An 11,319-nucleotide genomic window follows, 5' to 3' on the forward strand; every position below is an offset into this window, starting at 1 on the left:
TTCTTGATTTGGCATTACCAAGCCATAGTTTTTAAGTTCCTCCCACAATATTCTCTACGGCCGGCAAACAATTCGCCACCGAATACCAAGCCCGAGTTGACAGCTGTCAAACACTCCTGAACTCCAAGCCCATACTTAGAGTTATAATCAGATACCTCAATACATATTGGCCCAACTTTTCTGTACTGTGCGATTGACAGGCTAGAAGATGATAGCACCAGAGCATTTCATTCCCATTTTCCGATCACAATATTTTCTGCGAATAGCGTAATTACAGACCTAGAAAGAAATGTAGAATAACCATTTGCGCAACTCGTTAATGAATGCTTCATGTTGACACCTGTCAACCTTGGTAGTCGCAGGTAAGGGTAGCGCGGAGCAATGGATCAGTTGAAAACGTTGACACCTGTCAACATCCCACCAGCAAACAATTTACTACGCAAACATTGCAAAATTATACGCGCCATAGAAATATGATGGCACCTCTAGTCAACGTGTGCCTTAGGCGGCTTGGTTGAACTGGAACGAGAAACGGGGTTAACAACAAGACCTACTTAAAAGCCGCTAGGATACTGAATCCAGAGAATACAAAGCCGCAGCGCGCATGTGACATGAAATAGCAAACAAAACGCAGCGCTGCTCTGGGCGAGCAAATCCGAGATCTAGCGGCGGAACTGTTTGCTATTCCTATAGTTGGCGTGAGAGGGAAATTCTGCGCGCCAATTAAGGTAAGCGCAGAATAAAAGAGTTCTTTACTCTGCGCCAGGCATTGCGACGCCCAAGGGCCGTAGAAGCGAACCAAACTAAATTGGTGTAGATGGTTTGGGAGACTCTGTTCTGAGTGGTTCCAGATAAATGGCAAGAGAGTAAATGGTACGGTTTTAGTCCCAAGATAGGATTGGTGTAGAACACACTTAGGTCGCTACTCAGAACTTACAATCAAGCGTCCGTTCGCACCAAAACTATTTGGAATAGTGAAAACCATCCGTCCTCAAGTATCTCTAGTGAATGCTAACCCCGAAATCGAAAAGCCCCATCTACGCCTCTACCTATAAGAGGGCAGGGCAGCTAGATCATTCCTCCGCAATGGCCATCTTACTAGGTATAGACAATTGTATCGCTCTACGTCCACTCACACTAACTAGGCTGAAAATAGTGAGCTACGCCAATACTAGTAATCAAGGAAACGTACAGTATATGCTGAAGTTATTTACTATGCATAGGTCAGAGTAAACAGCGCAAATTGTGAAAGACAGACGCGGATGGGGATATAGAAAACACAATATAGGTAAGCAGACGCGAATGAGTAATTCAAACTATCGCTCAATATTACTGTTCCCTTTGAACTTTTAACGACGTGACCTGTAAATTAGTCAGAAGATTATAGGAACCCATTTAAAAAGCGGTTCAAAATACTACTAGGTACATCTTAGTTCGTTGTGCGATGGTAGCTTAAAATCCGTTCGTCCCACAGATATCTGATCAGTGAACTTATTCCTGAGAGTCCTAGAGGTTCGCGGACTTTAGCTGCTTCGTAGATCACCAAGATACTCAGGCGTTGGGGGTAAACTTCACATTACCGGCTCAAGCCATACTCGATGCGTAATTGCAAATCTCAACGGACAGCACACCCAAGCTTCTCCTAACCACGCAAAACCAATCGATAAGTTACTTTTGGGTTTCACCGATCGGTCTAATCCAGAGAGGGGGAGGGGCCAACGAACTAGGCACGCTAGTTAGAACGTCGGCGAAGTTCGGCCGACGCAAACGATAAAAATCCCAAAAACAAAAATCTACTTGCATTTCTCTGTTCATATCGGTATTCGGCGATAAACGATATGAATGAGACCCGCAATGTCACTATCACAATGTACGCCCACCCAGTTTGAAGTGGAATTCGACGAGGAGGCGGAACGCCAACTCGCAGCACAAGCGAAAGCAATTGCTCATCCGGTTCGAATTCGGTTGTTAAAACTTCTCGCCGCGCAAAAGGGATGTATCGGGAATGATCTCGTAGAGGGCGTGGGTTTAGCGCAATCCACCGTATCCGAGCATATGAGTATTTTGAGAAAAGCAGGTTTCGTAATTGCAGAGAGCAAACCACCTCGCATTTGCTACGAACTGAATAGAGACGCCTTCGCGCAGTTCCAAAAGTCAGTTCTTGCACTCAGCGCCACTACAGTAGAATAGGAAACACATCATGGGTCTTTTTGAAAAGTACCTATCGGTATGGGTTGGTATCGCCATGGTACTGGGCGTGATCGCCGGGCACACACAACCAGACCTCTTTAACACAATCGCTGGAATACAAGTTCACCAGATCAACTTGGTAATCGCAGTATTAATTTGGCTTATGATCTACCCAATGATGGTTCAAGTCGAGTTCAGCGAAGTTAAAAACTGCTTTGTAAAACCAAAAGGGTTAATAATTACGCTTGCAGTGAACTGGCTAATCAAACCTTTCACGATGGCATTGCTCGCAATAGTCTTTATGCGTTATCTCTTTTCGGGACTTATACCAAGTGAGATTGCAGATCAGTATATCGCAGGTATGATTTTGCTTGGCGTCGCGCCGTGCACTGCAATGGTCTTCGTTTGGAGTTACCTTACTAAAGGCAATGCAAGCTACACGGTTGCGCAGGTAGCGGCGAATGATCTCATTATGATTGTTGCTTTCGCGCCAATTGCAGCATTGTTACTTGGTCTCTCAGAAATCTTCGTTCCTTGGGGAACGCTGCTTATTTCTGTCGGCCTATTTGTCGTCATTCCATTGGCTGCCGGTTGGTTTACACGCCACATTCTAAAAACAAGTTCTAAGCTCGATAGCTTCGCCAAATTGACAAAACCACTATCGATTGTCGGCTTGGTCGGAACCGTGTTCCTACTATTCGCTCTCCAGGCAGAAAACATTTTGGAAGCGCCAGAAGACATCCTGCTTATTGCAATTCCTTTGATCCTCCAGACTATTCTGATTTTCTGGATTACGTACCGCTGGATGGCAAAGTGGAAACAGCCCCACGACGTCGCAGCTCCAGGCGCACTAATCGGCGCATCAAACTTCTTTGAATTGGCGGTAGCAGTTGCAATTAGCTTGTTCGGTGTCCATTCCGCAGCGGCGCTTGCGACAATTGTAGGCGTGCTGGTTGAGGTGCCAATTATGTTGCTGCTTGTTGCGTACGCGAACCGAACTAGAAATAGCTTCAACACCGAAGGGCAGGGGACCAAGCCAGCCCAGTCCCACCGTTGACATCTGTCAACGGGAACGACGAGAAACTTTGCAATGTACGGGTTCGCGTTTGAATGCATCAGACGTTCTCAGCGAGCCCGTACAGCGATTTGTGAAGAGCAAGGCGGCCGTCAACAGCCCTATCGATACAGGCCCTAAAATATCCGCCCGGACGGCTGATCACATCCGGTTCGCGCAAAGCCTTTTCCAAAGTTACAACCAAGATCGCGCCGGCAGCCTTAAGCCCGATTGTTGAGACAGCCTCTTTCCACGCACGAGGTGAAACGCCGAGGGCGAGTCGGGCAGGTTCACAACTTGCCTGCAGATCTCGCCAACTATCGAACTGAACCCCTAGAACTTCTTGTACATTCGCCGTAGCAACGTCCAATAATCCAATAGAAACGTTGGACAAAACATCTGCCTCTGCGATTTTTTCTGACCTACCGGGTCTCTCAACCGAGGCATTGGAAGATATGGCACTAGAATTGCGATTATTGCTTTTTTCAAAAGCTTCTTCGACAGCGCAGCTGGCGTTTTCGTCATTTGAGTTATCGTCGTCAGACGATAACCGCATGTTACTATTTATAGGTTCTTTTAGGGTTGTATATATATTGGGGGTGACATTGATGTCATCTTCGCATGCCAATTGTTTAGAAAAAGCGTTTTCAGATTGGGTCTCATCCCTTGTCGTCCACTCAACAAATTCGCCATGAAGCGCTTCTAATGCTTTTGCACGATCATAGATATCGATGGTCTTGTCCATCAACTCATCAAGTTTCACCAAATAGTCACTAGCATCACGACCTTCCAATTGGTTCAAATTAGCCAGATCCTTAATCGCTCTAGACAACCGTGAAATCGAACGCTTGGCTTCCTGCTGAGCGCGTAGTTCCGCCTGAAACCGATCTGCCTTTTCTTTGAGTTCCGCTATACGTTGACGAGCTGGTGAAAAATCAAAGCCGTAACCTCTGTCGATTTCACCGCTTTGATTGTTGCGATAAATATACCGACGTCCCGTTGGGCTGTCTCTGTAGGCTAGAACACCAAGTTCAACCAATCTCTTGATAGCTCGAATTACGGTTCTCTGCGATCGGCATACAAAGTCAGCCAATTTCTCATTCGAAATCGCAACGAGTGGCCGACGATCAGCGTCCCAATCCCTAGACTGGGTAAGGCCAATCAGAATATCCATAACGTGATAGGTCGTGCCATCAATTCCTAAAGCGGGCGCAGCTCTTTTGAGCGTAATTGCCGCCTCAGCCTTAGTGGTTTGAACGATATCGTTTGCCATAGCCAGTTTTTGGCTATGTACCATTGCTGGCGTTAATTTTCTGAAAGAAGCAACTTGAACAGAATGCATAAATCACCCGTTCACCAAGGAGGCCAACTCGCTTGGTGCCGATAGATGCTGGGCATCATGTGGGATAAGACTGCTCAAATCAGCGAATAAAGCACAAAGACCCAATTCAAGAAGCAATATGCTCTTGATTCGGAAGGGCCAGTTGTCGTAGGATTGTCTCGCCAAAGATGATCCTGAACCGGCTTTTTGCTGGTTTGGGCGTGAATTAAGGTCTTGCTGATTGCCGTCAGTGAGACCTTTTTCATATAAACTAGGTCATGAATTTGCGCCTTTGGTGCTTTCCTCAAACTCCTCCAAAACAGATTCAAGCCGAGCCATTACGAAGCCAGCAAGGCCTGGGTGCTTCTTCTCATCGATCACGAGATTGAATGCAGAACCTTTACGTTGGACGCGCACCTGTTCACGGCCAATCCACTCATATTCAGCGGATTTGCGTTCCGGTTTGTCATCGGCCTTAGCGACCTCGATTTCAGTATCAACTGCGCTCTCTGCCTCATCGTCTTTGGGCTGTAGGGCAGCCAATACAATGGTAAAGCGCTCATCACTGAAAGCGTTCTTAAAGTCACTAGATGCAAGAACTTCGGAAAGAATAGAGCTGTATTTTTCTTTAACAACACCTTCTTCAAAGTATTGCTGCATTTCTTCCCAGCGCGGGCGACCAATTTTAGGTGCCGGACCAATAGCTTCTAATAGATCTTCAGGCATCATCGCACCAATTTTACGGTACTTAGACACCAAAGACTTATCTTTACCGATCGCGCGACAGATAAGCGTTTGAGGATAATCTTTAGACAGCCTGTAAACGAACAGGCAAGTCTCGATAAAGCTTAGATTCTTACGCTCATGATTTTCTTGACCTTGAGCAATCAGCAGATCTTCGTCTGTCAGGTCCTTGATAACACCGCGAACCGCGATACCAAGCGCTTTACAGGCTCGCCAGCGGCGGTGACCATAGGCAATCTGATAGTGGCCTTCGCTGTCCTTTGATGGACGAACAAGAATTGGAACTTGCTGTCCGGTCTCTTCAATGGAGGCCTTGAGCGCTTCAAAGTCCGGATCATGTTCCACGACCATTCGGTCGGCCACAAATGATGGCTGAACGCAAGCGGTGTCGAGCTCCACGACGTTGATAGAAGATGACAGCCGCGTTGTTAGATCATCAACTTGGCTACGAAGCGTATCACGCTCGTCTTTGATCAAATTGATCTCAGCAGCGCCAATGGCCCCTGAGGACAGGCGAGGACGCGGTGCAACGCCTTGCTGCACCATATTCGCCATTCCGCCACCGAAGAGACTGTCTAGAGCGTGCTTGCGATCCTTCGCTTTGGTCATAGTTTCCGTCCCCATGAGGTCTTCATAAGGTCTTCAATTTCCTTGTTAACCGAGTCAATGCTCTCAAGCGCGCGTTTCAATGTTTCGCGGCCGATAGCACCAGGTTCCAGTTCGTAAAGGGACTTCTTTTCAAGCCCGGCGTTGGCAACAGCAGTACTTTCCAAAGCCGGAGCGGTCATAACGTCCTCACCAAACAATGCACGAAGCAAACCAACAACGCGGGTTTGTGGGCTATCGTTCGGATTATGGCGCGTAATGAGGAAGCGCATCCAATCGAGGTTCATCTCACCGCCATTGTTCTCAATCACGCTCATCAAATCAGAACTCATGCCGAGGAACTGGTTACAGCTGGCAAGATCCAACATCTGAGGATGCAGAGTGATGAGAAGGCCGGTAGAAGCAAACAGCGCGCCGAGGGTCAAGAAGCCAAGCTGCGGCGGGCAGTCGATTACGACAACATCATAACGATGCTCAACCTCTTGCAGCACGCTCTTAACACGGCGGAAGAAGATGTCTTCACCAGTGGAGGCACCGGTTGCAATGGCTGAAGGTACGATATGCTCGAACTCGGCCAACTCCAGGTTTGCTGGAACAAGATCGAGATTTTCAAAGTATGTTGGTCGGATAACCTCATCTAGAGGTCGGCGGTCCTCATCATAACGAAGCGCTCCAAACAAAGTGCAGTTTGGCTCAACATCAAACTCAGGCTGAATGCCGAACATGGCAGACAAAGAGGCCTGCGGATCAAGGTCAATAGCAAGAACACGGTAGCCCTGAAGCGCCAGATAATGCGCTAGATGGGTACTTGTAGTTGTTTTTGCCGATCCGCCCTTGAAGTTTGCGCAAGCAATAACCTGCAGAACCTCACCTTCGCGGCGGTGAGGCAGGATATTTACCGCTTCATCGCCCTTTTTTCGGGCTGCCAAAACACGGCGAATATCGTTAATCTGTGAAAGTGTGTAGCTACGACGGCCATTTGCAAGACGGGTAGGGCTCGGGCCTTCACCATCGAGGTCAAGCTGACGGATTGTGGACTCAGATACGCCAATAATGCGCGCAACATCGACGGAAGAAAAGGCGCGCAGCGCTTTATGAGCCTCTGGCGGGTACAGTTCTTGACGCAACCGGTGAAGCTGACCAGACAAAAGCTGCGAATAGCGTGAAATACGCTCAGACGGCGTTTCTTCGCGTGTTAGCGTTGTATTGCCATATTGCACTTCAAGTTGCTCCCAAACGGAATTTCGGGCACAAATACCCCTAATTGCGTCTAGATTGAACTCATGCTTCAACTCTACGCAATCTCTTTTTGGTTAATGCTCGTTAATGTTTGGGCGTTTTTCGCGGCATTTTTCGGAAGATATTCCATTATATTCAATGGGTTATGGAAGAGAGTGAACGTTTCCCGTGAAATGATTAAAAAGTTGGGTGAAAACCAGATCCGAGCCGAAAATCACCACTTAAGACGATAGTTTAAGGTGAACTAAGTTCCTCTAGCGTCAAATTGATTCTGTTTCAGCCGTTTCAAAAAGCATGCAGGGCAACGCATTACACCCTACGAGAAAACTATCAAACTGCTAACTCAGTCTGACCACTGGTGAGTGTAACAACAAATTTACACACTGCTTAGGTTGCAGTATCGATTATCGATATTGGAATTAATTTCCAATCGAGCCGTGCTCTATGCATTTCATTAGTATGTTTTTCTAATGTCCCCGGCCTGCGAAACATTATTTCAAACGAACTCGCCTTTGCCGCCAAACTTCTGAGTAACGACACTTGAGGCTATGCTTTTTTTGTTACAAGATCATTCAACCTAAGTTGAATACACCTATCGAGTACAGCAAATGAAGATCGATGCCTCGGAATTAAAGTATGATCCGGCAGTAGTTGGGCTTGGCGCAGATACCGGTGTCTCTCTCATTGATCAGGCTCAGCTGTACATTCGTCGGGAGATACTTTCTGGCAATCTCAAACCAGGCCAAAAGCTTAAAATTGTGAAGCTAAGCGAGAAGCTTGAAATTGGCCCGACGCCGGTTCGAGAGGCGCTCTCTAGATTAGTTAGTCAGGGAATGGTCGCAACCGAAAGCCATCGCGGCTTTTTCGTACCGCGTCTGTCCTTTGATGAACTAGAGGATATTCTCGATCAACGCATTCTGGTTGAAGGCGAGGCTCTTAAAGATTCAATAATCAACGGTGACGATGACTGGGAAGCTGGTGTCCAAGAAGCCTACAAGCGCTTGGAGAAACTTGAACGTTCTCCTGATACCCCACTTCGCCACTGGGGGGATTGGGAAGAGCAGCACCAGTACTTTCACAGGATGCTTGTGGCTGGTGCGCGTTCAACGTGGTCACAGAAGTTAAACCATATCCTACTAGAGAATATGGGGCGTTACAGACATGTCCTCACGCTAGAGACTTATCAGCTGGAGAATTTCAACAACGACCATTGCGACCTCTATTTGAGCGCTATAAATCGCCGTCCCGAAGAGGCTGTTGAGATCCTTTCTGCTCACATAAGAAACAATCTTGACCTCTGCTACTGCAAAGGAATGGCATAATCGGGCTACCAATTAAGTAACATGCAGTACGAAATTGCGGCCTAAGAGATTGTATCCGCAACATTTTAACGATCCCACGTAGGCTTACCTATTGGCGAGATATAACTCTTGCTTCACAGTGCTATATCAGGCCCCGTGTTCGAGCGTCTCGTGGTAAGGAGGATGCCGCGTTAACTGCTCCACGGGGTTTATTTTTCCCTTCACAATTGTTTGAGCAAAAATACATCCTACCTTTGAAAGGAATTAGTTGACACGCTCAACCAAATAGTTGATAGCGTCAACTGTATTGATTTTGCGCGAACGAGTGCTGGAAAATAAATGTCCCGGATTACAAACGACGCCGAAGACAACCTCTATAATGACCTCCTCACGGTTGCTTGGCACTTCAACTCCCAGTGTAGCAGCGACCTCGATTTCGAGGGACTTACGCTTAGCGATTTTCTGACCCTTCGCTTGATTGCAGAAGCGCCTGAATGCCCCGTTCAAAGCATTGGTCAAAATCTTGGTCTCACCAAAAGTGGTGCCTCCCGCGTTGTAAAACGTCTGCAAACGAAGGGTCTTGTAACAAGCGCCTGCTGTCCGCAAGACGGAAGGGCCCGCCGACTTTGCCTCACAGAGCAGGGTACCAAGTTTGTCGAGAATTTCACCGAAGGGCAGAGCAAGTGGATCAACCGACTGGTCCAGTCCATGCCAAGCCAAACTGCTGAGCAGGTTCACGAGAGCCTTCGGCTTTTTGCAAAATTCATTAACTCTGAAAAACAGCGGACCGCCGCTGAAACCAGCAACTAATCTTTGAGGCTCTAGAATGGGTGCCCCTAATATGTCTGCTCCAGAAACACTGTGTATGCCTCTTATGCAAGATAGTTCCTTTCAGGACCAACTCTCCAAGATTCGCGTTGGTATCGAAAAAGAAAGCCTGCGCGTAACATCCGATAACAAAATGTCGATGCATGAGCATCCAGAAGGCATCGGCAAAGCGTTGACGCACAAGTTCATCACGACGGACTTCTCAGAAGCTCAGCTGGAGTTTATTACGCCTGCCACAGCTAACATGGCAGATAGCATTCAATTCCTGCGTAACCTCCACATTTTCACGGCTCGCAATTTGCCTCGCGGTGAGTATTTCTGGAACGCCAGCATGCCCCCGCATCTTGAGGGCGAGGAAAGCATCCGCATTGCTGAATACGGAAACAGCAATGCTGCGCGCATCAAGACTTTGTACCGCATGGGCCTTGCTCACCGCTACGGCAAGACCATGCAGACGATCTCCGGCATTCATTACAATTTCTCCCTGCCTGAAGAACTCTGGAACATGCTGCAGCCAGCTTCGCTAAGAGAAGCTGATCCGCAATACGCAACCAACAATGGCTACCTTTCTCTAATCCGCAACATCCAGCGCCACGGTTGGCTGGTACTCTATCTGTTCGGAGCAACACCTGCGATCGATAGCAGTTATGTTCAGGGCAGGGATGTTGGCCTAGAGCCGCTCGGGGATGAAACGCTCATTGCGCCGTACGGCACATCTTTGAGAATGAGTGATCTTGGTTACACGAGCGTTGTTCAAGGCAAACTCGATATCCACTTTAACAGTATGGAAGATTATCTTGAGGGCCTAAAGGCTGCACTTGATACCTCAGAGGATCTATACGAGCGTATCGGTGTGCAGACAGAGGGCCATTACAAGCAGATCAACACGCATCAGCTACAGCTTGAAAATGAGCTCTATGGCTCCGTTCGCCCTAAACGTAATGCGTTGCCGGGAGAGCGCCCAATCACTGCGCTGTGTCGGCGCGGCATCGAATATATTGAGCTGAGAAGCGTAGACATCAATCCATTCCTACCAGTTGGAATTGATGAGCAGGAAGCGATGTTCTTTAATGTCTTCCTCACATATATGGCGCTCTCAGAAAGCCCATCAATCGATACTGCAGAGCAGAAGCAGCTTAATGAACAATTGCAGCTTGTAGCGCGGTTTGGTCGGAAAGAAGGGCTTGAGCTCCCGTTCTACGGTAAGGGAGTGACACTTAAAGAAGCAGGCCTGATGCTTCTGGAAAAAATGCGCGATCTTGCAAAAGCGTTCGATGAAGCATTGGGAACCGAAGGGGCCCATGAAGAAGCACTCGATGCGCAGCTCGAGAAGCTTAAAGATAGCTCACTAACGCCAAGTGCCAAAGTTCTGGCAGCGGTAAAGGAATATGGTTCGCACCAAGCCTTTATCGAGGCGATAGCCAAGACGCAGACAGATCATTTCAAAGTGTTGCCAATGGACAAAACGCAGGAGAAAATGCTGGAAGCTCAGGTGGCCCAGTCCAGAGCCGCGCATTCCCAGAAGGAGCAGGAGCAGGAGGTGTCCTTTGACAAGTACCTCAATGCTCAATCACACTACTTCTGTCCGCCAGCCTGCCATCGCAAACACTAAAACAATCATAGGGGTGGGCTTCAGGCCCGCCCTTCCGCATCACGATACATAGCCACCCAACAAAACCCTTTCAGCGTAATGCAGACGCACCTATGAATACCAAATCGAACTAGGCGCAATATTCTGCAAAAGACAATTTCCCTAGCGTATACAGACAAATACCCTCCTAGAAAAACTACGGCTAATTGGTAACTTTGACGTAGAGAAATCAACACATACCATCCAAACATTCGTTTAATCGGAGATAATGAATATCTCTCAATTGACACTGATGGATTTCCTATGCGCTTCTTACGGGCCGCAAATTAAAAGAAGCGCGGAAAATGGGTATTTAGTCTGTAGGTTTTGATGAACTAAATTACTGCAAACGACAGCCACTGCCGGAATATGGAAAAGGAACAGCCGATGATTATTGGGGCTCCTA

At 47.7% G+C, this 11,319-nt stretch carries 8 protein-coding genes; 5 read left to right on the plus strand and 3 right to left on the minus strand.

Annotated features, from left to right (window positions below; genetic code table 11):
• The first annotated feature begins 1,854 nt into the window (after positions 1–1,854).
• Both E1162_RS00655 and arsB read left to right on the plus strand, forming a co-directional pair.
• Entirely contained in the window at positions 1,855–2,190 is a 336-nt protein-coding gene (locus E1162_RS00655; RefSeq protein ID WP_155125585.1) for an ArsR/SmtB family transcription factor, read from the plus strand.
• Positions 2,191–2,200: 10 nt separating this feature from the next.
• Positions 2,201–3,247 carry an ACR3 family arsenite efflux transporter gene (gene arsB / locus E1162_RS00660; protein WP_155125587.1) on the plus strand — a complete coding sequence of 349 codons (1,047 nt, stop codon included), beginning with the start codon at positions 2,201–2,203 and terminating at the stop codon, positions 3,245–3,247.
• Between the two features lie 58 nt (positions 3,248–3,305).
• On the opposite strand, the gene repC is transcribed toward arsB, so the two are convergent.
• From repC to repA, 3 genes are all read right to left on the minus strand, one after another.
• On the minus strand, positions 3,306–4,586 hold the full coding sequence (gene repC, locus E1162_RS00665; protein WP_155125589.1) for a plasmid replication protein RepC: 1,281 nt from the start codon (positions 4,584–4,586) through the stop codon (positions 3,306–3,308).
• 255 nt (positions 4,587–4,841) lie between these two features.
• Positions 4,842–5,918 (minus strand): plasmid partitioning protein RepB, encoded by a 1,077-nt coding sequence (gene repB / locus E1162_RS00670; RefSeq protein WP_155125591.1) that lies wholly within the window; start codon positions 5,916–5,918, stop codon positions 4,842–4,844.
• Entirely contained in the window at positions 5,915–7,135 is a 1,221-nt protein-coding gene (repA, locus tag E1162_RS00675) for a plasmid partitioning protein RepA (RefSeq protein ID WP_371311750.1), read from the minus strand. Before repA ends, repB begins: the two co-directional genes overlap by 4 nt.
• A 627-nt stretch (positions 7,136–7,762) precedes the next feature.
• Here repA and E1162_RS00680 point away from each other — a divergent pair.
• From E1162_RS00680 to gshA, 3 genes are all read left to right on the plus strand, one after another.
• Positions 7,763–8,476, plus strand: a complete 714-nt coding sequence (locus E1162_RS00680; protein WP_155125593.1) for a GntR family transcriptional regulator — start codon at positions 7,763–7,765, stop codon at positions 8,474–8,476.
• A gap of 318 nt (positions 8,477–8,794) precedes the next feature.
• Complete coding sequence (locus E1162_RS00685; protein ID WP_155125595.1) at positions 8,795–9,265, plus strand: MarR family winged helix-turn-helix transcriptional regulator; 471 nt, start codon at positions 8,795–8,797, stop codon at positions 9,263–9,265.
• A 31-nt stretch (positions 9,266–9,296) separates the two neighbouring features.
• Positions 9,297–10,895 carry a glutamate--cysteine ligase gene (gene gshA / locus E1162_RS00690; protein ID WP_155125597.1) on the plus strand — a complete coding sequence of 533 codons (1,599 nt, stop codon included), beginning with the start codon at positions 9,297–9,299 and terminating at the stop codon, positions 10,893–10,895.
• Positions 10,896–11,319 lie beyond the last annotated feature (424 nt).

This window comes from Pseudovibrio flavus (assembly GCF_009711345.1).
In the GTDB taxonomy this organism is placed as follows: Bacteria; Pseudomonadota; Alphaproteobacteria; order Rhizobiales; family Stappiaceae; genus Pseudovibrio; species Pseudovibrio flavus.